The organism is Nostoc mirabile CHAB5784 (assembly GCF_020829645.1).
Taxonomy (GTDB): Bacteria; Cyanobacteriota; Cyanobacteriia; order Cyanobacteriales; family Nostocaceae; genus Nostoc; species Nostoc mirabile.
Window position 1 is genome coordinate 128,756 of sequence record NZ_JAIVFS010000004.1, and the last position, 21,364, is coordinate 150,119.

At 42.0% G+C, this 21,364-nt stretch carries 16 protein-coding genes; 4 read left to right on the forward strand and 12 right to left on the reverse strand.

Features of this window, described 5'->3' with window-relative positions:
* Window positions 1-47: 47 nt before the first annotated feature.
* The 9 genes from LC653_RS04930 to LC653_RS04970 form a co-directional block, all read right to left on the reverse strand.
* Entirely contained in the window at window positions 48-437 is a 390-nt protein-coding gene (locus tag LC653_RS04930) for a hypothetical protein (RefSeq protein WP_229492992.1), read from the reverse strand.
* Window positions 438-1,030: 593 nt separating this feature from the next.
* Window positions 1,031-1,327: a hypothetical protein gene (locus tag LC653_RS04935; RefSeq protein WP_229492993.1), complete on the reverse strand. Its 297-nt coding sequence runs from the start codon at window positions 1,325-1,327 to the stop codon at window positions 1,031-1,033.
* 426 nt (window positions 1,328-1,753) lie between these two features.
* Window positions 1,754-3,844: a TonB-dependent receptor plug domain-containing protein gene (locus LC653_RS04940; RefSeq protein ID WP_229492995.1), complete on the reverse strand. Its 2,091-nt coding sequence runs from the start codon at window positions 3,842-3,844 to the stop codon at window positions 1,754-1,756.
* Between the two features lie 432 nt (window positions 3,845-4,276).
* Window positions 4,277-4,963 (reverse strand): hypothetical protein, encoded by a 687-nt coding sequence (locus LC653_RS04945; protein ID WP_229492997.1) that lies wholly within the window; start codon window positions 4,961-4,963, stop codon window positions 4,277-4,279.
* A 110-nt stretch (window positions 4,964-5,073) separates the two neighbouring features.
* A complete protein-coding gene (locus LC653_RS04950) occupies window positions 5,074-5,367 on the reverse strand; it encodes a tetratricopeptide repeat protein (protein ID WP_229492999.1) in 294 nt (97 codons plus the stop codon).
* 150 nt (window positions 5,368-5,517) lie between these two features.
* Window positions 5,518-5,931 (reverse strand): tetratricopeptide repeat protein, encoded by a 414-nt coding sequence (locus tag LC653_RS04955; protein WP_229493001.1) that lies wholly within the window; start codon window positions 5,929-5,931, stop codon window positions 5,518-5,520.
* Window positions 5,932-6,265: 334 nt separating this feature from the next.
* A complete protein-coding gene (gene petJ / locus LC653_RS04960) occupies window positions 6,266-6,601 on the reverse strand; it encodes a cytochrome c6 PetJ (protein WP_229493003.1) in 336 nt (111 codons plus the stop codon).
* A gap of 549 nt (window positions 6,602-7,150) precedes the next feature.
* Window positions 7,151-7,657, reverse strand: coding sequence for a GNAT family N-acetyltransferase (locus tag LC653_RS04965; protein WP_229493005.1), 507 nt, complete (start codon window positions 7,655-7,657; stop codon window positions 7,151-7,153).
* Between the two features lie 425 nt (window positions 7,658-8,082).
* Window positions 8,083-9,255, reverse strand: coding sequence for an RpoD/SigA family RNA polymerase sigma factor (locus LC653_RS04970; protein WP_229493007.1), 1,173 nt, complete (start codon window positions 9,253-9,255; stop codon window positions 8,083-8,085).
* 798 nt (window positions 9,256-10,053) lie between these two features.
* Here LC653_RS04970 and priA point away from each other — a divergent pair.
* Window positions 10,054-12,666 (forward strand): primosomal protein N', encoded by a 2,613-nt coding sequence (gene priA, locus LC653_RS04975; protein ID WP_229493009.1) that lies wholly within the window; start codon window positions 10,054-10,056, stop codon window positions 12,664-12,666.
* A gap of 150 nt (window positions 12,667-12,816) precedes the next feature.
* On the opposite strand, the gene LC653_RS04980 is transcribed toward priA, so the two are convergent.
* Complete coding sequence (locus LC653_RS04980) at window positions 12,817-13,491, reverse strand: response regulator transcription factor (protein WP_229493010.1); 675 nt, start codon at window positions 13,489-13,491, stop codon at window positions 12,817-12,819.
* 230 nt (window positions 13,492-13,721) lie between these two features.
* Window positions 13,722-14,798: a sensor histidine kinase gene (locus tag LC653_RS04985; protein WP_229493011.1), complete on the reverse strand. Its 1,077-nt coding sequence runs from the start codon at window positions 14,796-14,798 to the stop codon at window positions 13,722-13,724.
* A 728-nt stretch (window positions 14,799-15,526) separates the two neighbouring features.
* On the opposite strand from LC653_RS04985, the gene kdpA reads away from it, so the two are divergent.
* A complete protein-coding gene (gene kdpA / locus LC653_RS04990; protein WP_229493018.1) occupies window positions 15,527-17,212 on the forward strand; it encodes a potassium-transporting ATPase subunit KdpA in 1,686 nt (561 codons plus the stop codon).
* Window positions 17,213-17,704: 492 nt separating this feature from the next.
* On the opposite strand, the gene LC653_RS04995 is transcribed toward kdpA, so the two are convergent.
* Complete coding sequence (locus LC653_RS04995) at window positions 17,705-17,899, reverse strand: hypothetical protein (protein WP_229493020.1); 195 nt, start codon at window positions 17,897-17,899, stop codon at window positions 17,705-17,707.
* Between the two features lie 259 nt (window positions 17,900-18,158).
* On the opposite strand from LC653_RS04995, the gene kdpB reads away from it, so the two are divergent.
* Window positions 18,159-20,264 (forward strand): potassium-transporting ATPase subunit KdpB, encoded by a 2,106-nt coding sequence (gene kdpB, locus LC653_RS05000; RefSeq protein WP_229493022.1) that lies wholly within the window; start codon window positions 18,159-18,161, stop codon window positions 20,262-20,264.
* 241 nt (window positions 20,265-20,505) lie between these two features.
* Window positions 20,506-21,105, forward strand: coding sequence for a K(+)-transporting ATPase subunit C (kdpC, locus tag LC653_RS05005; protein WP_229493023.1), 600 nt, complete (start codon window positions 20,506-20,508; stop codon window positions 21,103-21,105).
* The last annotated feature ends 259 nt before the right edge of the window (window positions 21,106-21,364 follow it).

A 21,364-nucleotide genomic window follows, 5' to 3' on the forward strand; every position in this document is an offset into this window, starting at 1 on the left:
CTGCTGTAATTCTGAATTCTGGCTTCTGACTGCTGAATTCTGTTTTGTTAAAATCTTATTCCCAGTTGCCCGTTAAAGCCACGAATAGAATTGTAACCAGCACCGACAAAAACATTATCAGTAGCACCTACCTGAACGCCACCTGAAACTGCAACACCTTTATCTTCTGAATAAAGCCCAACTCCTACATAGGGTGAAATTACAGGCAAACTGATAAATTTCAAAACATCTACTCCCGTAGCGCTATCAGGGCCAATTCCTACCTCAACCCCAAAATTTAAAGCCCTAGCTCCTACAGCATAAGTTACATCACCATCTTTTCCACCGACTGAAACCCAAGGTTGCGGTATAAGTTGAGCCGATGCTTGACTTGGGGTAAATAAAGCTAACAAACATATAGGTGTAAGTAATGTTTTAGTAATAATCGCTATTTTCACGTTGTTCTTCTACACTAAGTGGTACATTTTAATTGTCTTCTCACAACTACCCTTACTTCAGCACTACTGTTAAGCAAAGTTTGGCCATGATGGCTAATTGTGACGGATTGAACGTCATTTGAGTGCCCGATGAGTTCAAGCATTATTTTGATAATGTAATACTAATTACAGCAGTATGCAGTTGCAATTTTTTTTACTCAAGTATATTTGCTGATTACTTTATCAAAATGGCTAATTGCTTTCTCAAAATACCTGATTACTTTCTCAAAATACTGAAATGCTTTCACAAAAGTTCATTTGACTTACTCAAAAGGTTATTTGACTTACTCATTTTGGTGTTTTCCGCAAGCAAAAGTTCATTTGACTTACTCAAACTCCAGTTTGCTTACTCATTTCGGTGTTTTCCGCAAGCAAAAGTTCATTTGACTTACTCAAACTCCAGTTTGCTTACTCATTTCGGTGTTTTCCGCAAGCAAAAGTTCATTTGACTTACTCAAACCCCAGTTTGCTTACTCATTTTGGTATTTTCCGTAAGCAAAAGGGCATTTGACTTAATCATTTCGGTGTTTTCCACAAACAAAAGCTATGCAACCCTACTCAAAAGTGGATACATCTCGCAGTAAACTAGGAATTTCCCCTTGAGATAAAGGAAACTCCAGCAAGGTTTCTCTAAGACCCAAATACCCAGATTCAGCAAACGACAAAAGCATTCGTGAAAGCGCTAGCCAAACCTCCGGTTCGTATTCCCAATCACGATAACGCGAAGCTTTACCAGCAATTGAACGTAGCGCCCAGAAATAAGAGTTTCTCACCACCGAACCACCCTTCTTAAACTCTGGCAAATCTTCGTGGTGGATAAAAAGTATTTTATTTTCAATTTTGGCTCTCATAACAATTTTAGATTAAAAATAAATCTTAAGTAGGGTGCATTAAAGCTTTAGCCTAACGCACCATATTGTACGGCGGTGCGTCGTCTTTATCTTTTCTCTGTGTTCTCTGCGCCTAATAAGGTTCAATAAATAACTTTTAAACCGCAGTTGTAGGTTGGGTGGAGGCTTTGCGTAACCCAACATCCTGATATATGTTGGGTTGCGCTCCGCTCCACCCAACCTACGTCTAATGCACTATTTTAAGCTTGCCACGCCAGTAGGGTGCATTAAAGCTTTAGCCTAACGCACCATATTGTACGGCGGTGCGTCGTCTTTATCTTTTCTCTGTGTTCTCTGCGCCTAATAAGGTTCAATAAATAACTTTTAAACCGCAGAGGCACAGAGAACGCAGAGATTTTATCATTGCAAAATCTCTAGATTTAATACCTAAAAATTAGCGCTTAAACCCAAACGAAAAGTGAATCCAGGGCTATATATGCGATTAACTCGCTCATATTGCTCACCGAGTAAATTTTCTAAGTAAACTGTCAGTCCTAAGTTGGTAGTTAAAGGTATACGACCGGTCAAATCTAAATTCACAAAAGATGGTGCAAAATCTGTAGTCTTATTATCAGGGGCAAAGATGGATCTGCGAGCGCCACTATTGTAAGTAACATACAAGTTAGCCTGCCATCCCGCATTTTCATAACCTACGCCAGTTTGAAGTACAGAGTAGGGAATTAAACCTAACTGTAAACCTCTGTCTGTACCTGTTTTTATTTGAGCATCTGTATAAGTATAGTTGAGGAAAGTTGACCAGCCTGGGGCAATTCTTAATTGCAAAGCTGCCTCTAAACCATTGGTATCTACTAATCCAATGTTTTCCCATTTTCCGGCGATGACTCCCAAGCGATCGCCTATACTACTACCAAAGTAAGTAAACTGTCCAATCAGGTTTTGAGAAAAATTTACATCTACTCCCGCACTCCAAGTAGAGCCGATTTCCGGTCTTAAATCAGGATTAGGTGTCCAACCATGAACTGTATCATAAACATACAACTGATCTAACCCAGGATTGCGTTGTGCCCCTGCCCAACTTCCACGCACTGCTACTATTGGTGTGACAGCATAACGTAACCCAACACTAGGGTTGAGATAATTTCCAAACTGGCTGTCAAATGTCTGCCTTAGCCCTAAATCTATCAGAAAATCATCGCTAATATTCCAAGTATTGACAGCAAATAAACCTGTATTGAACAAACTTCTATCTTCAGTTTCGTTTTCGGCAATACTATTAGGATTTGTACTCAAAACATCACCGATTAAGTCGGTGTTTTTCAAATCTAATCCCCAGCGCAATTTATTATTGGAAGTAATTTTCCACTCATGATCTACTCTGGCTGTGAGTTGTTGTGTATCTAAAGACCCTCTACGATAAAATGATGCTCCCGTCGGGCCATAAGTGCTAAAATAATCTTGGTTATAACCAATTGAGGTTGTAAGATTAGAGCTTTCGCCATTACCTAGTCGAGTTTTCCAAGATAAGCCAACATTTAAACCATCGTGGTCTAATCTATCTCTTTGGAGAGGGAACCCGAAATAAATTAAGCCGCGACGACTGCTGAGTTTAGTAACATCTAAATTCAAAGAATTTTTTTTATCTAAATCTACTCCAATGCTACCAAAGTAGGTACTTGTAGCTGTGTCTGCATTTGATAAAAAACCTTGTCCGTCACGATTTGCTGCACCTACAGGGACGCGGTAACGGTTATCTGTAAAGAATCTTTCAAAGCTGAAGTTATATTTGACATTATCAGATGAGCCACCATAGGTTACTTGTTGATTATTTAAACTTAATGAGCCAAATTCTGCGCTAGCGCTCAATTTAGGTTTGCCATAACCTTCCTTAGTTATGATATTCACAACTCCCCCAAAGGCTGAAGAACCATACAAAGCGGAGGCTGTGCCGCTATATAATTCCACTCGTTCAATAGCCTCTACAGGAATGCTATTTAAGTCAGTTCCACCATGATAAGTATTGACATTATTGTTAATTGGTCTGCCATTAATCAGAAATACAGACTGATTAATTGAGGCTCCCCGATAGTATGTACCTGTATGAATATCTGCACCATGACCTACATCATTGATAGCAAAACCAGGCATTCTTTTCAAAATATCGGCTAAACTTGGAGCGCCCTGCTTTTGAATTTCTTCTTTATCAATTACGTAAGTTGGAGTAGATTGAGGTAGGTTGTCTGGTTCTGCGATAACTTCTATAGAAATGTCTGCATCATCGCTGGGAGTTTGCTCTGTTTCTGGCTGGTCTGGATTAACTTGACTCGGTGCCGATTGTTGAGTTAATAATTCGGCATTAGTGGCGGGTAGCTCAATCTCGCTCAAACTCGGAATATCTGAAATGACTTCGGTTGATTTATCAGTATTTCTCTGCTTAATTTCACTTTCAGCAGCAAAGCCAGGAAACGCTATCAGTAAACTCGGTAAAGCAACTGTTAGCAACAAAAAATCCTTTTTCACGTTCTCTTTCACACCAACTAAAAACAGTCACCACGTAGTATTGTTGCTGTAATAGTAAAATCATGTCAAAAGACACGCTGTCATATTTCCACGACTTAGATTCCCGATTTCTCAGAGAAATCGGGGAATCTTGTTGTTCACAAATGATTAAGTAGGGTTATATAGCAATCCTATCTGAGTTGTGAAAATTACTTTTTAATCGAACCACAGAGGCGCAGAGAACACAGAGAGAAGAATCAACAGAAACTTTCACAAATGATTTAGGACTGCTATAGCAGTTTTTAATTGTGTGAATTATGTCCAATTTTTATGAATACAAATTTACACTTTTTAAAAAAAAATTTCCTTGCAACTCTAATTAGAAAACGCAGACTCTCATTTACTGCTTCCGCATTGGGAAACATTTCTGTAACATCAAGTGAGTATGCTTATTTATTCAGAAAATATATCTTTAATAACCAGCCAAATGCTTTTAAACTTTTGTACCAAACCTATAGGATTGTTTGTTGTTTCTTCTTCTAGCGAATCAACTAGAGATTGAATCCGATCCATACGCTCTGCTACAACGTAAAGGCTGTTTACTGCTTTATCTTTACTCTCTAAGGATTCACGCAGTAGCACAACCATCTGGGCAATTTCCCATTTTAGTTGTTCATTATCGGCTTTCCGGCGAGTTTCCCATCCCTTAATACTAGCTTTGGAATGTTGTTCATGCTTGAGTTTTGCTTGAGCCTTATTGTATAAACTCAAATACATTTCTCGTTCAGAGTTTACTAACTCATATTTAGTATAAAAGTAGAGCGTATCTTGATGATTGTTTTTCTCATCAATATAAAAGCGATAATTTTGAGAGATACACTTTTTTAGCTTATTAGCCTCGATTTGGTAAGTTTGAATTTCTTGTTGAACATGAACTAGTTGGGATGCAGCTTCTTGATATTCTTTTTCATGTTCTTTCCATTCATCGCGTTGAGATGCAGTTTCGTCAATATTGGTGGGAACAGTCATTAATGAAAGTTCAAGCTCATGAGAAGAAGCTGGTTCTTTCTGCGTTGAGCGAGGATTATTAACAGCGTTGCTATGGTTAGAATCTCTGCGATCTCCTCTCTTCATTGTCATAATTTATATTTTTATGTGAATATTTGTTAGATTTAAGTATAAGTATTCAGTTTAGCCGAGATAAAATCATTGAAGTGTGATCTCAGTTCTACTGGTAATATGATCTGACCTCATTTCCATTCCTCTCTTAAAAGGAGAGAGGCGTTGAGGCTTACTCGATATTGAGCTACTCCCCGATTAACATAAGCTTGGGCATTACTTGGGTTAAGTCTGATGACTTGGGAAAAATCACGCACTGCACCAAAATTATCTCCATTTCTTCCGCAAGCACAAGCCCGGTTAAAGTACGCTCTATAATCGTTAGCATTGAGACGAATTGCTAGATTAAAGTCGAGCATAGCTGCTTGGTTATCTTGCAAGGCAAAATGTGCCAAACCTCTGTCATTATAAATATCTGCAAGCATTAAGCTGCTGATTCTCTTAATTTGAGTTAAAGCTAAATTAAAGTCAAGAATTGCTTCAAAGTCTTTCCCATCCCCAGCACGGGCTAGCCCTCGATTGTAGTAAGCTCGAAAATCGGATGGTTTAAGTGCGATGTCTACGACGGGCTACGCCTACGCTCGATTAAGATCGACAATGGCAGCTGCATAATCCCCTTGTCTGTAGTGTGCTACTCCCAGGTTCAGATAAGCTTCAGAGTTATCCGGTGCAAAATTTATGGCTTGAGTACAATCTGTAACAGCTTGATGGTAATCTTGTAATTGGAGATAAGCCAGACAGCGATCGCTATAAGCTACAGCAAAATCTTTCTCAAGTGCGTAGTTTACCGCCGTAGGCATCGCCTGGTTGAAATTCTCTATTGCTTCCTGGTAATTACCCCGCCGCATCTTATCTATACCCAATTCCAAGAAATCAGCCCCTGTAATTGGCGTGATATATATGATGGGTGAAGAATGTGCAGGTAAAGTCAGAAAAGTGAGAGGGAAAGCAATAAATAGACTGAGAAATAATCGATACAAATAACTCATAATACCAAATGAGGATAGGTAGTATTGTTTGATATTTTTGGAACAGTCTTTGTGTAAAAACCTTAATCCAAAATTCAAAATCTAAAATCCAAAATTGGTATATGCATCCCAATACTGCGTAGGTTTTGCTTAAAAAATAACTCCAATGTAGGTTGGGTTGAGGAACGAAACCCAACATTTTCTTTCTCTTTGTTGGGTTTCACTCCGTTCAACCCAACCTACAAATCTAAAATCCAAAATTGGTATATGCATCCTATTTGACAACTTCGGCAACCTTAAAATTAGCGGGACAAAAAGCCCCGCAAATTGTTAATTATTGAAGTTAGATTTTAGTCTACTTCCAGTCCTTATCTGCTTGTGAAAGCACATAAGCAGTTACATCTTCAATCTGGTTAGCTTTTAAACGACTGCCGAAAGCAGGCATGGCATTTTTACCTTTTGTAACTTGGGCGATAATCGCCTCCTCTGAGTACATACCATACTTTTCTAAAGCTTCCTTCTTCAGGTTCTTTGGAGCTTGAACCAGATTTTTACCTCCCGCGTGACAAGAGGCACAATTAGCACTAAATACTTTAGCTCCACTAACAGCATCTGCTGCCAAAGCTGAACTACTGAAGGCAAAGGTGAAGATTGCTATGCCTAACAGCATCACTGTAATAATTTTTTTCATTTCGTGTTCTCTCTCTCTCCAATAACAGCTTATTCGCTGCGATATCCTCCATAATTGTCAGTTGAGGCGCTGCTATAGTCAAATGACAAGCTGTCAAACTTCGCTATCAAGTTTTTTGATTTTCAATTTTCAGGGTTTGTAGTAAGCACAAAGCGTGCTTATATCAATTCGCTATAAAATGCACTTAATATTTATTAAATGTAGACGTTCAGTAACAAGACACAGGTTAACGCCAAGTACGCTAAATGAGAAGGGGTAATTATTAAGTGCAAGCTTACTGAAAATTGGTATTAGAAAATAAGGACTAAAGTCCTTACTACGAACTTGCTTACCGCTATTATTACGAATTATGTTAGAGGATGTTTGAAAAGTCCTCTTGTCGGTATGAAATAGTTTTAGATCCCCCTAAATCCACGCCACTTGCTTCACTTGGGGGTTTCCCCCATGAGCGACTGGCGTGGGTTAGGGGGGATCTAAAAGTACCTAAAGTCACAGCGAAATACTTTTCAAACAACCTCTAAGCAAGGTAAGAGCGTCATTATCAATTTATCAATTGTGAATTATTTGAACAGCCCCTAACTGAGTAAGCGCATCTTCTGTAACACGACAAATTCGCCAATCATCTAATATAGATGCTCCCATACTACGATAGAATGCTTTAGCTGATTCGTTCCAATCCAGCACACTCCACTCTAACCGCCCACAGTCACGTTCTACAGCTATCTGAGCTACTTTAGTAAGGAGAGCCTTACCAATACCTTGCCTACGAAATTCTGGTAAAACAAATAAGTCTTCTAGATAAATTCCTGGCTTGGTCAAAAATGTTGAATAATTATGAAAAAATAGGGCAAAACCAACAGCTTGACCCGCAGATTCTGCTAAAATCGCTTCTATATATTTGTGCGAGCCAAATAAATGCTCCTTAAGTTCGAGAGCATTGCCAGTGACAGCGTGAGATAATTTTTCATACTCAGCCAGCCCCTGAATTAATTTAAACAGTACGCTGTAATCAGTTGGTTCAGCAAAACGCACAATCAAATTGCTACGCGAAATCATTAGTCTATAGTCTATAGTTCATAGTCCATAGTCTATAGGCAACTGTGCAATTTTTTTTGACTAATGACTAAAGAAAAGCCGAAAAAAGGTACAAAACGCCCTGTTTTTGCAATTTGCGATAGGTAAAGCTCAAGAAATATAGCAGATACAAGCTCGCCTTCATTCGTTAAGCATGTAGATTGGTAAGGTGTGTTACGGGCATTTGTCCTAACGCACCTAAAATCTAGGATGGTGCGTTACGCTACGCGATAACACAACGCCAGTTGCTACAACGGATAGCGCAGCGTTAGCGAGTACTCGAGCGTCGGGAACCTCCGCAACGCACTGGCTCCCCTACGAGATTAAAGTTTTGCACTTTATTTGATCCATGTTCGTTAATGGAGCTAATTAGATCGGGTATTGCATCTCTATCTTCGTAAGTGCAATTAAATCAACCAACCTTTTAAACGTTTGGCTATGTGAGGACGGCGCAATTTCCGCATGGCTTTGCTTTGAATTTGTCGCACTCGCTCACGAGAAAGATTGAACATGTTGCCAACTTCTTCTAAGGTACAGGGTTCGCTGGTTGTTAAACCATAGCGCAGAGAAATTACATCTTTCTCCCGTGGAGTTAACACGTCACCCAAGACTTCCCAAATCTCCTGACGCATCATGTTTTCATTCATTTTTGCTTCTGGAGACAGGTTATCTTCATCTTCTAGCAAATCCATCAATTCCGTGTCTTCTTCTTTACCGACGCGGTGGTTGAGAGAAAGTGCTTGACGGCGTAGCTGTTGTAGCTGGCGTAGTTGTTGCACACTAATTTCCAAAGCTTCTGCCATTTCTCCTTCGGTAGGATTGCGGCAAAGTTTTTGCTTGAGTTCTCGCTGTGCTTTTTTCAGCTTGTTAAGCTTTTCAACAATATGAATAGGTAGCCGGATTGTCCGCGCATCGTTAGCGATAGCCCTGGTAATCGCTTGTCTAATCCACCAATAGGCGTAAGTAGAAAACTTATATCCTTTATCTGGATCAAACTTTTCTGTAGCGCGATTTAAACCCATTGCTCCTTCTTGAATTAAATCCAGGAAAGGCACTCCGCGATTTAGGTATCGTTTAGCAATAGAAACTACCAATCTCAGATTCGAGCGAATCATTTTGCGTTTCGCTACTCTACCTTGATACAAGCGATTTTCTAATTGCTTTTCCGTCATTTCTAGCTCGGAAGCCACCTCTAACTTGCTAGGTTCGTGTCCCAGTTTTAATTCTAAGGCTGCTTGTAATTCCCTAACTTCTTCTAGAAATCTAACTCGCCGCGCTAACTCTACCTCTTCATCAGCTTTTAGAAGTGGATAACGCGCCATTTCTTTAAAAAACGCGCCGACGGCATCATCATGCTCGGTTTTATTGTATCCCGAAGGACGGGCCGCAGCCATATCATCCCCGTCGCGTTCGTCTGATTCCAGATTTTCTACTACAATTGGAGTCTCTTCATCTGCCACTGCTTCTAAAATATCGAGTAATGGTTCTTCAATATCAGCAGTATTCTCCAGTATTTCCATTTCTCCTAATTCAACAATATTCATATTTTCCTTTAGGGATTGTTGCTTTGTTTGGTACATAATTTAGTTACAGCTACTCGTTTGAGGCTTGGTAGTTTTCCCTAAGGGACGAATGCACCCGTTTATATAGCGAAATACAGGCTTATGCTAATTTTTCTTCAGGAATGAAAATGGCATCTACCTAACATCTATGGGTTACAGTTAGATACAACTTATAACGAAACTGGTCTTCGCACCCAACAAAACTTTATTCTCAGGCTCCCAACTGATTATATTCTTCATTTTTTTCTTAATTACCAAATATGTCAAACCCCCTCAAACTTTCTCAACCTTAACAAACATAGAAATCTCAGCTAACCATCCAAATATCTTAAACTTTCATATATTTTTACAAATATTTTTAATGTTTATACGTTAGAAGTAACTGGATAAGTTCAAAATCTGGTGCTGGGGTTATGCATTCCCGATTTAAAGTTAACCAGATGATACAAATTATAATAATGGCAGCTTAATTTTGAGATGTTCTTATTTGTATAAAAGCATCTCATATACAGAAAGGGTTGAATATCTATCGATAGGCGGAAAAAGGCTACTCCCTATTTAGTAGATAGAGCAACTGTTGCAGAAAGGGCTGACATGCTTTTATTTGTATAGTGGGTACCAAATATTTATTGCATGTATAGTTGATACGAATTTGTCTAGTAGATTACATAAGAGGAAACTTATCAAGTATTATGAAGGATAACAGTATTGGGAAATACCATTTAAGTCTAAGAAAACAAAAAATTAGACTTAATTTAGCTAGGTTGTTTTTGACCAGCTACGTGAGGTAAATATCTAACTATAAAGTCAGAAACTATGTATATTAATGACGTCAAATTATCTCCTTTATTGGTAGCCCAAGCTAGTGAATCATACCAGTCAGGTACAACTGTTAATAGGTGGGTTGAAGTACTGGTAGACTGTCCAGGAAGTACAGGACTATTTACTTATCGATTGCCAGCCCAGTTAGAAATCAAACCAGGGGATATTTTGAGCGTGCCATTTGGGGCACAACAATTAGGAGCGATCGCTATTCGGTTACTGGCACAACCAAATGTCGATTTACCACCAGAAAAAATCCGGGAAGTAGAAGATATAGTCAGCGTTGGATTTTTCCCAAGTGCTTATTGGGAATTACTCAATCGAGTCGCTGCATATTACTATACGCCCCTAATTCAAGTAATCCGGGTTGCTCTGCCGCCAGGGTTACTGGGGCGATCGCAACGTCGTATCCGCCTTGTTGGAGGCAGGGGGGCAGGGGGCAGGGGGCAGGGGGCAGGGGGAAGTAGTTATTTACTGGCATCTCCCGATCCTTTAGCTTTTTTGACTCCTACTGCGCGGCAAGTTTGGGAACTTTTACAAGCGCAACCGGCGGGAGACTACAGTTTTGTCTACCTGCAACAAAAAGTCAAATCTGCCTATCGGGGAATTCGGGAGTTGCTGCGATTCGGTTTAGTAGAAAGCTACTTAGAACCGCCGCGACTAACTCGACCAAAACTGCAAAAAGCAGTCACGCTTACAGGTACAATTGACCACGAATTAACTACTCGCCAACGAGAGATTTTGGAAGTGCTGCGACGGCATGGTGGAGAGTTGTGGCAAAATGAATTACTACAAATTTGCAATGCTAGTTCTTCTATCCTCAAAACGTTGGCACAAAAGGATTACATCGTCATCGAAGAACGGGAAGTATTGCGAACCGAACAGGGGCCAGCATTAGCAGGCGATGGGGCTAAATCTTTAACTGTTGCTCAAGCTAGCGCCTTAGAAACAATCCAGACACTAGATAAATTTGCTGAAGTTTTGTTGCATGGGGTGACAGGTTCAGGAAAAACCGAAGTATATTTGCAAGCGATCGCACCTCTCCTCAACCAAGGCAAATCCGCCCTTGTTTTAGTCCCAGAAATTGGACTCACACCCCAGCTAACTGATCGTTTTCGCGCCCGTTTTGGCAATAAAGTCAGCGTCTATCACAGCGCCCTCTCCGATGGTGAACGTTACGACACTTGGCGACAAATGCTCACAGGAGAACCCCAAGTTGTCATTGGTACGCGCAGTGCCGTTTTCGCCCCTTTGCCCAACTTGGGTTTAATTATTTTAGATGAAGAACACGATAGTAGTTTTAAGCAAGACTCCCCCATACCCACCTACCACGCCCGTACCGTCGCCCAATGGCGAGCAGAATTAGAAAATTGCCCCTTGGTGTTGGGTTCCGCTACGCCCTCGTTGGAAACTTGGGTAAGCGTGGGAGGGATGAGGGAGCAGGGGGAGATGGGGGAGATGAGGGAGCAATATCCTCCTCATCCCCCTCATCCCCCTCATCCCCCTCATCCCCCTCATCCCTCCCACTACCTCTCCCTCCCCGAACGCATCAACTCCCGCCCTTTACCGCCTGTGGAAATAGTGGATATGCGGCAAGAGTTGCAGCAGGGAAATCGTTCTATATTTAGTAGATCGCTGCAAGAAGCTTTGCAACAGTTGCAAGAGAGAAAACAACAGGGAATTTTATTTATCCATCGGCGGGGACACAGTACTTTTGTATCTTGCCGCAGTTGTGGATATGTGTTGGAATGTCCGCACTGTGACGTGTCGTTAGCGTATCACCACACCGAAGAAAAAGCGCCGGAATTATTGCGCTGCCATTATTGTAACTATGCGCGATCGCACCCCAAATTCTGCCCTGATTGTAGTTCCCCTTACTTAAAATTTTTCGGTAGCGGTACTCAGCGAGTAACGCAGGAATTAGCGCGACAGTTCCCAGAGTTACGCTTGATTCGTTTTGATAGCGATACCACCCGCAACAAAGGCTCACACCGTACCCTACTCACCCAATTTGCCAACGGCGAAGCAGATTTATTAGTAGGTACGCAAATGCTCACCAAAGGATTGGATTTACCCCAGGTGACACTTGTGGGCGTTGTCGCCGCCGATGGATTGCTAAATTTATCAGATTATCGCGCCAGTGAACGGGCATTTCAAACCTTGACTCAAGTCGCTGGACGTGCTGGTAGAGGCGACGATCCGGGGAGGGTGATCGTACAAACTTATACTACAGAGCATCAGGTAATTGCAGCAGTGCGATCGCACGATTATCACTCTTTCTCCCAAGCAGAATTAGAACAACGCCAAGCCCTCAATTATCCCCCTTATGGGCGGTTAATTTTATTGCGCTTAAGTAGTATCGATCCCATTCAAGTGCAAAATACCGCGCAAATAATTGCCACAACCTTGAGTACAGAAGAAGAATTCGAGATATTAGGCCCAGCACCAGCAAGTATTTTGCGGGTAGCTAATCGTTATCGCTGGCAGATATTGATTAAATTTGCCCCCGATGCATTACCACAATTGCCAGATTGGGAAGAAGTGCGATCGCTCTGTCCTCAATCTGTTAGCTTGACAATAGATGTAGACCCTATCAATATTATGTAATTTTCTTGGGCTAAAAGATTGAAAAATAGGCAGGCTTTCTCGTAGGGGCTTGTCTTTGCCCATTGATATCAACTTAACGTGAAACCCTTGTAAAGTTTAATATCTTTACTCTGTGTTCTCTGCGCCTCTGTGGTTAGAAAATTTTTAAATCTAATTAATTAACAATTCTGGTGCTACCAATCCTTTTTGGATCGCTAAAACTGCGGCTTGAGTGCGATCGCGTACTTCTAGTTTCTGCAAAATAGTATGGACATGAACCCGCACTGTACCAGGGGCAATGTAGAGAACCTCAGCAATTTCTTGATTGCTTTTGCCAGTTGCTACGAGTGCCAAAATTTCTTGCTCCCGCTTGGTTAGGGGATTTTCTAAGGATTCCTCAGTTTTTGCAGGCAGCACCATAGTAGAATTACCCTCAAAAGCGGCTCTAATTTCTGTTGTTGCCGTTTGATCCCACCAAGAAGCCCCTGCTGCAACCGATCGCACTGCTAATATTAGAGACTCAGCCGGAATACCTTTGAGGCAGTAACCTTGGGCCCCGGCGGCAATTAACCGCGAAATCAGGGGTTTTTCAGAACGAGAGGTTAAAACAAGAATTGGTAAATTTGGGTGCTTCTGCTTGATTTGGCGACAAGCCTCAATCCCGCCAATCCCCGGTAAACCTATATCCAGCAAGACCAAATCCAGGGGATAGCGATTTGCTAATTCTACAGCTTGTTCCCCATCTTCTGCCTCTGCGACAATCTCCAAAGTGGTTTCTTGTTGCAACCGCATCCGCAGACCAAGCCGAAACAATTCATCATCTTCAACAAGTAAGATTTTCGTCATTTGTTATTAGTCATTGGTCATTGGTCATTGGTCATTGGTCATTAGTCATTGGTCATTGGTCATTGGTCATTGGTCATTGGGCATTAGTCATTTATTATTGGTCAGGAGTTAGGAATTATTTTTCTCCCCTGCCTCCCCCTGCTCCCTGCCCCCTGCCTCCCCTGCCTCCCCCTGCTCCCTGCCTCCCCTGCCTCCCCCTGCTCCCTGCCCCCTGCCCCCTGCCCCCGTCCTCATCTCCCCGGTGGTGGACAAGCAGGGAGGCGGAAACCAAACAGTGCGCCTCGTGGTGAGCGATTCTCTGCCCAAATTGTACCCCCATGAGCGGTAATAATTTGCCTGGTCAAATAAAGCCCTAGCCCAGATCCTGAGACGTGGCGATCGCTATGTCCTTGATAAAATCTTTCAAACAAGTGGGGTAACTCTTCTTCGGTAAAGCCGGAACCAGTATCGAGTATTTTTACTACTTGATCGCTAGAATAACTTTCAAGTACTACTTCTACTTTACCGCCACGAGGGGTATGGTTTATACCATTACTCAGGAGATTGGTGAAGACTCGCCCCAGTTGCAAAGGATCGCCGTTTACCCAAAGAAAGCTACGAAAATCTGATTCGCCATAGTGGAGAGAAATATAAACCTGACGTGTTCTCGCTAGTTCAGTCAGGGTGGCGATTATCTCCTCCGCCACAGTTACCAAATTAACAGGTGATATCTGTAGTTTCAGCCCTTCGGTATCATTGCGGTATACATCTAAAAGCGTTTGGACTAATTGCAGTGTACTCCGATGACTACGAGCCATTGTTTGTAGGACTTTTGCTTGCATTGGCGTGATTTCACCAAATTGCTCATTTTGAAGATATTTCAGCGTTTCAATTGATCCTAATAGGGGTGTTTTCAAATCATGCGTTAGGGTAGAAACAAAATCTTCACGCATGGTAGCTAGTTGTTCTTGGGAGCGTAATTGTGCTTGCGTATAAGCGATCGCTTCTTCATTGCGGCGGTTGCGATCGCTTAACCAACCCGTTACCACCAAAGCCAAAACTGCAATCAGCCTATTTGCCAACGTTGGGGAATTAATCATTTCTCCTCCGGGAACAAACAAATTCAATAATGTTAATCCTGTAGCTGCAAGAGTGATCCTCAACACAGCAACCCGATTCAATCGTGAATCTGCTAACAAAATCGTCCCTGTGTAGAGGTAGCCAAATACGTACTCAGGTGGTGTTAAATATTCCAAGCTGATCACGATCGCAAAGGCGATCGCTATTAGCGCGTAAGTCTCCCCACGCTCGTTTATAGCTTCTTTCATAGCCACTAATCGATTTAATATCTTCATTTATGATTTACTAAAAAATCCTTATCCTACAATCTTTACAACTATTTAATTCAGCGATTATGATTTATCTGCAATCTATATCTGCAAATGTAAACTTGAGCATTAACCTGAAAATTCTGATTGTTCAGATGCAAAAACGGCAACTGGGGAGTGATAGGGCTATTTCGTTCTAGACATAAACCGCCCAGAACTAAAGTTCCTCTCTTATAGCTCAAGTCCGTTAAAACGGGCTATAACCTTTTCTCAGTCGTCTTTAGACGAATGAGTGCTATTAGACTCAGAATTCATTCTGAGGCGGGCTAGATGAGAATGAAATAGCCTTGGGAGACTGAAGATTGGGGGCTAAGTAATTGCCCTCCAGGGGTAGAGTATTTACCACAACCTTCCCAATCCGTAATCCCTTTAATAAAATTCTCTGGGATATTTATATTCTTTGAAAGTAGCAAACTTCGAGAATGTATTGTATAAACAAATAATCATAACTAGCGAGATAGATGAATTAATAATAAAAAATTACATATTCTTAACAATAAGTTTAATAAGTATCTGGATAGTAATAACTGAAAATAGTAAATCCAGATTTAAAAATGACGGTGACATGAAATATCACCAAATCCCTCGAAATCAAATACCCCAACAGTTAATCTGTTATTTCTAAGAATTGGCTTGCTAACACTTAAATTTAATTGAGCGCGAAATATATGGAACAAGGTTTTTTACAAATTGGCTTAACGCTGTGTATTGTCATAGCAATCACTCCGTTACTGGGTAGATACATAGCGCGTGTCTTTTTGGGAGAAAGAACACTGCTTGATTTTTTAATGAACCCGATAGAGCGAAGTATGTTCGTAGTAGCGGGTGTCCGCAGGAAAGATGATATGACGGGTTGGCAGTATATCCGGGCTGTAATTTGCAGCAATCTGATTATGGGTATTTCAGTGTATTTGCTGATATATTTTCAGAGACTCTTACCCTGGAATCCTAACGGCTTCGGTGCTATCAAATGGGATGTATTACTGCACACAACCATTTCCTTTGTGACGAATACCGACCAGCAACACTATGCTGGTGAGACAACCTTAAGCTATTTTAGCCAGGTAGCGGCTTTGGGCTTTTTGATGTTCACCTCGGCAGCCACCGGGTTAGCCGTGGGAATTGCTTTTATTCGAGGGTTGACGGGTAGAAAATTGGGGAACTTTTACGTCGATCTTGTCCGTGGAATTACGCGAATCTTGCTGCCGATTTCGATTATTGGAGCGATCGCTTTGCTTGTAGCAGGTGTACCACAAACATTAAAAGAGACTCTGGTTGTAAGAACCTTAGAAGGCGGAACGCAATATATTGCCAGAGGCCCGGTGGCATCCTTTGAAATGATCAAACTTTTGGGCGAGAACGGCGGAGGCTTTTTTGGCGTAAACTCAGCCCATCCTTTTGAAAATCCCAATGGTGCTTCTAATTTGATAGAAATGCTCGCCATGATTTCTATACCAGCAGCCTTGATTTACACCTACGGTATATTTGCCAAGAACATCAAACAAGCTTGGCTACTTTTCTGGATGGTGTTTGTGATTTTTGTAGTTCTGGTGGGAGTGGCAGCCGTGGGAGAACTGCAAGGTAATCCCCTTGTTAATAACGCTTTTGGATTAGAACAGCCCAATTTAGAGGGTAAAGAAGTTCGATTTGGCTGGGCACAAACGGCATTTTGGGCAGTTATGACTACTGCTACTATGTCAGGTGCTGTGAATGGGATGCATGATTCTTTGATGCCGCAAGGAATATTTTCGACTCTCTTCAACTTGTTTATTCAGGTTATCTGGGGTGGCCAGGGAACTGGAACAGCTTACCTATTCATTTACTTAATTCTCACAGTGTTCCTAACTGGATTAATGGCAGGACGCACCCCAGAGTTTTTAGGACGCAAAATTGAAAAGCGGGAAATCGTTCTTGCCAGCGTGGTGCTGTTGATTCACCCAATTCTAGTTTTGATTCCCAGTGCGATCGCTTTGGCTTATCCCATCTCCTTATCTGGAATTAGCAACGCTGGCTATCACGGTATTTCTCAAGTAGTTTATGAATATGCCTCAGCAGCATCAAATAATGGCTCCGGCTTAGAAGGGTTGAGGGATAACACCTTGTGGTGGAACTTGAGTACAATAGTTAGCTTAATCGGAGGACGCTACATTCCGATGATTGCCATCCTACTGTTAGCTGACGGCATGTCTGGCAAACAACAAGTACAAGAAACCCCTGGTACCCTGAAAACTGATTCTTTGGTATTTACTGGTATCACTGCTGGAGTGACATTGGTTTTGGGAGTGTTGACTTTCTTTCCCGTTCTGGCTTTAGGCCCCATAGCTGAGGGTTTGAAACTAGCATCTGGCAGTTAGAAAATTTATGAGTTATGAGTTATAAGTTTGGAATATAAGAGAATACTAAAAAATCAATTATCCGGTTTCGTAGGTTTCGTAGGGTGTGTCTAGCCTTAAATAGTGCATTAGAAAAACTCTTGTGGGATGGGTGTCTCACCCGTCCGGGGCGGACAAGATGTCCACCCCACAAGAAAATTTATTGCAACATTTTAGTCTAGACACGCCAGTAGTAGCGTGTCAAGGCTAAAATGTTGCAATAAATTAGCGCTAAAAACATTGAATTTAAAAGTTCAAAGCCCATTTTATAATGCACAACTTTAGCCTTGACACGCTAGTAGGGTGTGTTACGCGATCGCTAACACACCTTCATCAGATGGTGCGTTAGTAACGCACTCTACAGATTGGATCTTTTTTTATTGTAAGTTCCTAACAACTCCTAACTCTAGCCGTGTCAAGGTGATATGTAGCTTAAATTTCATATTCGTTCAAACAAAATCTTCACTTGTTCTTTTAGAATTTTGAAAATTCCAAGTTCAAAGGCTCAACTTCCGAGTTCAAAGGCTCAACTCCCGAGTTCAAAGGCTCAACTTCCGAGTTCAAAGGCTCAACTTCCGAGTTCAAAGGCTCAACTTCCGAGTTCAGAGGTTCAACTTCCGAGTTCAAAGGCTCAACTTCCGAGTTCAAAGGCTCAACTTCCGAGTTCAAAGGCTTAACTTCCGAGTTCAGAGGCTCAACTTCCGAGTTCAGAGGCTCGTAATAAATACAAGATTCACCTTGACAGCGCTAGTTTTACTCCCAATACGGTTCGGTTAGCTTGTTTATTAAGCGGAGATCCCCCCAACCCCCCTTAAGAAGGGGGGCTAATTTCCTCCTTTACCCCCTTTTTAAGGGGGTCGCCACAGGCGGGGGGATCTTATCGGAACTGTATTGCTTCCACTCCTAGTCCTAACTTCTAACTTTATTCATGAATCAAGTGGCAACTAACTTCAAAGCTAGACGGCCAAATCCTCGTTCTGGCGATCGCCGCCAAGCACGTAAAAAGGCCAGGACAAGTAATAAGTGGCTGTACTTAAGGGCAATGAGAGATGCTTTTGTCAAGCTCAACCCTAAGTATGCAATCAAAAACCCAGTGATATTTGTGGTTTGGGTGGGGACAATCATCACCCTATTGCTAACGATTGATCCCAATCTATTTGGCCCAGCCCTGCAAAAGAACGCGCAAGTTTTCAACGGCTTGTTATCGGGGATTTTATTCTTTACAGTTTGGTTTGCCAATTTTGCCGAAGCAGTGGCAGAAGGGCGGGGTAAAGCCCAAGCCGATGCCTTGCGATTAACGAAATCAGAGACGAGCGCTAAAAAACTTGCTGCTGATGGCACAATTAGTGAAGTTTCATCCACCAGCCTTAAACAGGGCGATAACATCTACGTCATTGCTGGCGATATTATCCCTGCCGATGGCGAAGTAATCATGGGTGTCGCCTCAGTGGATGAATCGGCAATTACTGGAGAATCCGCACCAGTATTAAAAGAATCAGGTTCCGACGTTGCTAGTTCCGTCACTGGTGGGACGCGGGTTATCTCAGATGAGCTAATTATCCGCATCACTAATGACCCAGGCAAAGGCTTTATTGACCGGATGATTGCCTTAGTAGAAGGGGCAGAACGCAGCAAAACACCCAATGAAATTGCCCTGACAGTATTGCTGGCAGTTCTCAGCTTAGTCTTTTTGTTAGTCGTGGTAACTCTGCCCGCACTTGCCTACTATGTCAACAGTCCAGTCAGCATCCCAATTTTGATTGCTCTACTAGTAGCATTAATTCCTACAACCATTGGCGGCTTACTAAGTACCATCGGCATTGCTGGTATGGATCGAGTTGCCCAATTTAACGTCATTGCCACTTCAGGGCGAGCAGTCGAAGCCTGTGGAGATATCAACACTTTAGTTCTTGACAAAACAGGTACAATTACCCTCGGCAACCGTTTGGCGGAAGAATTTATTCCCATCAATGGTCATTCAATGTCAGAAATTGCTAATGTTGCCTGGGCCGCTAGTGTCTTTGACAATACACCAGAAGGTAAATCCATTATCCGACTGGCAGAAAAGTTAGGCGCAAGATTTGATTTCGACTCCAGCCAGGCAGAAGGAGTTGATTTTTCCGCCAAAACACGCATGAGTGGTACAAACTTGCCTGGTGGGCATGAGGCGAGGAAGGGAGCAGTAGAAGCCATTAAAGGATTTGTCCGTTCCCGCAACGGACGCGATACACCAGAATTGGATGCTGCCTACGAACGAGTTTCTCGCCTGGGAGGTACACCCCTAGCAGTCAGCCTAGATAACGAAATCTATGGGGTTATTTATCTCAAAGATATAGTTAAACCTGGTATCCGCGATCGCTTTCTTGCACTGCGACGGATGGGAGTGCATACCATCATGCTAACTGGAGACAACCGGATTACAGCTTCTGTCATTGCCAAAGAAGCTGGAGTCGATGACTTCATTGCCGAAGCCACACCAGAAGACAAAATCAGCGTCATTAAAAAGGAACAAGCAGCAGGCAAACTAGTTGCCATGACGGGAGATGGGACTAACGATGCTCCCGCATTAGCCCAAGCTAACGTCGGCCTTGCGATGAATACAGGGACGCAAGCTGCAAAAGAAGCCGCCAACATGGTAGATTTGGACTCCGATCCCACAAAGCTGATCGATATCATTAGCATTGGCAAACAATTGTTGATTACTCGCGGGGCATTGACGACATTTTCTATAGCTAATGATATTGCTAAATACTTTGCGATTATCCCAGTGATATTTGTCGCTGCTAATTTGCAAAGCTTGAATATTATGAATTTGACTAGCCCTAAATCTGCTGTTCTATCAGCACTGATTTATAATGCTTTGATTATTCCCGCTATGATTCCGTTGGCATTGAAGGGTGTGCGGTTTAGACCGCTGACAGCTAATCAGCTACTGCAACGCAATATCTTAATTTATGGCTTAGGTGGGGTGATTGCGCCATTTATCGCCATTAAGTTGATAGATATACTGATTACAGTTGTAGGCTTGGCTTGATCACAGCAAAAATAGAGACGCTGGGAAGCGATCGCATCTTGACCAAAGTAAAATAATAAACATTTTTACTTTTACCTGTTGAGAGAGGGAAAAGAAGAATATAAAGAAACAGGTCGATGTTTGGGAAAAGTTTCTGCCAATGAATCTGATACAGGCAATGTTCCAATACAGTTTAGTGTTCTGCTTGAGTAAAATAACTAAAAATTAAAAATAAAATATTAGCAGCAAGTGGAAAAATTTTATGGCTATTATTCGAGAAACTATCAGAGCAATTTTTATAACTCTAATGCTTTGGTTGTTGACTGCAATCATCTATCCTCTAATAATCCTTGTAGTGGGTCAAGTTTTTTTGCCTTATCAAGCTGATGGCAGCGTCATGCGGAATCTAAAAGCCGAACCAATTGGTTCAGCTTTGATTGGTCAAGTGTTTACATCTGAGCGATATTTTCATCCTCGTCCCAGTACTGTTAGATATAGCCAAGGCAAAAAAGCCAAGCCAACTGGCATATCTGGAGCCAGCAATCTCGCTGCTAGCAATCCAGAACTACTCAACCGGATTCTAGAACAGGCAAATCAATTGCGAGACGAAAATCTTCAACCGATCGCTGATATAATTTATACGTCTGGTTCTGGTTTAGATCCGCATATTTCATTGAGAGCAGCACGGCAGCAATTGACGCGGGTTGCTAGTGCGCGGGGAGTAAAAGAAGAGGAGATCCTACGTTTAATTATTAGGTATACTGATGGCAGATTTTTATGGATTTTTGGCGAACCGGGAGTCAATGTTCTCCGATTGAATTATGCTCTTTACTTGCAAGATTTTAATCGTCAGGAAAATTAGTAAATGGGGAGTGGGGAATGGGGAGTGGGGAGTGGGGAGTGGGGAGTGGGGAGTGGAGAGTTAGGAATAAATAGATAACTTTTTTGTTACTCTCTGCGGCTCTGCGCGAACCATAAAAGGATGTTTTAAAATATTCGTGCAAGACACACCATAAACAAAGTGAGTACAAAGCCCACGCTACGCAAACACAACAAAGGATGAAGATATCTACTCCCCACTCCCCACTCCCTACTCCCCACTCCCCACTCCCTACTCCCTA

Excerpts from the sequence above, each read along its gene's own strand:
- LC653_RS04935 (WP_229492993.1), bottom strand. The coding sequence starts at position 1,327 with ATGAGAGCCAAAATTGAAAATAAAATACTTTTTATCCACCACGAAGAT.
- LC653_RS04945 (WP_229492997.1), bottom strand. The coding sequence starts at position 4,963 with ATGACAATGAAGAGAGGAGATCGCAGAGATTCTAACCATAGCAACGCT.
- LC653_RS04950 (WP_229492999.1), bottom strand. The coding sequence starts at position 5,367 with ATGCTTGCAGATATTTATAATGACAGAGGTTTGGCACATTTTGCCTTG.
- LC653_RS04955 (WP_229493001.1), bottom strand. The coding sequence starts at position 5,931 with ATGAGTTATTTGTATCGATTATTTCTCAGTCTATTTATTGCTTTCCCT.
- petJ (WP_229493003.1), bottom strand. The coding sequence starts at position 6,601 with ATGAAAAAAATTATTACAGTGATGCTGTTAGGCATAGCAATCTTCACC.
- LC653_RS04965 (WP_229493005.1), bottom strand. The coding sequence starts at position 7,657 with ATGATTTCGCGTAGCAATTTGATTGTGCGTTTTGCTGAACCAACTGAT.
- LC653_RS04970 (WP_229493007.1), bottom strand. The coding sequence starts at position 9,255 with ATGTACCAAACAAAGCAACAATCCCTAAAGGAAAATATGAATATTGTT.
- priA (WP_229493009.1), top strand. The coding sequence starts at position 10,054 with ATGTATATTAATGACGTCAAATTATCTCCTTTATTGGTAGCCCAAGCT.
- LC653_RS04980 (WP_229493010.1), bottom strand. The coding sequence starts at position 13,491 with ATGACGAAAATCTTACTTGTTGAAGATGATGAATTGTTTCGGCTTGGT.
- LC653_RS04985 (WP_229493011.1), bottom strand. The coding sequence starts at position 14,798 with ATGAAAGAAGCTATAAACGAGCGTGGGGAGACTTACGCGCTAATAGCG.
- kdpA (WP_229493018.1), top strand. The coding sequence starts at position 15,527 with ATGGAACAAGGTTTTTTACAAATTGGCTTAACGCTGTGTATTGTCATA.
- kdpB (WP_229493022.1), top strand. The coding sequence starts at position 18,159 with ATGAATCAAGTGGCAACTAACTTCAAAGCTAGACGGCCAAATCCTCGT.
- kdpC (WP_229493023.1), top strand. The coding sequence starts at position 20,506 with ATGGCTATTATTCGAGAAACTATCAGAGCAATTTTTATAACTCTAATG.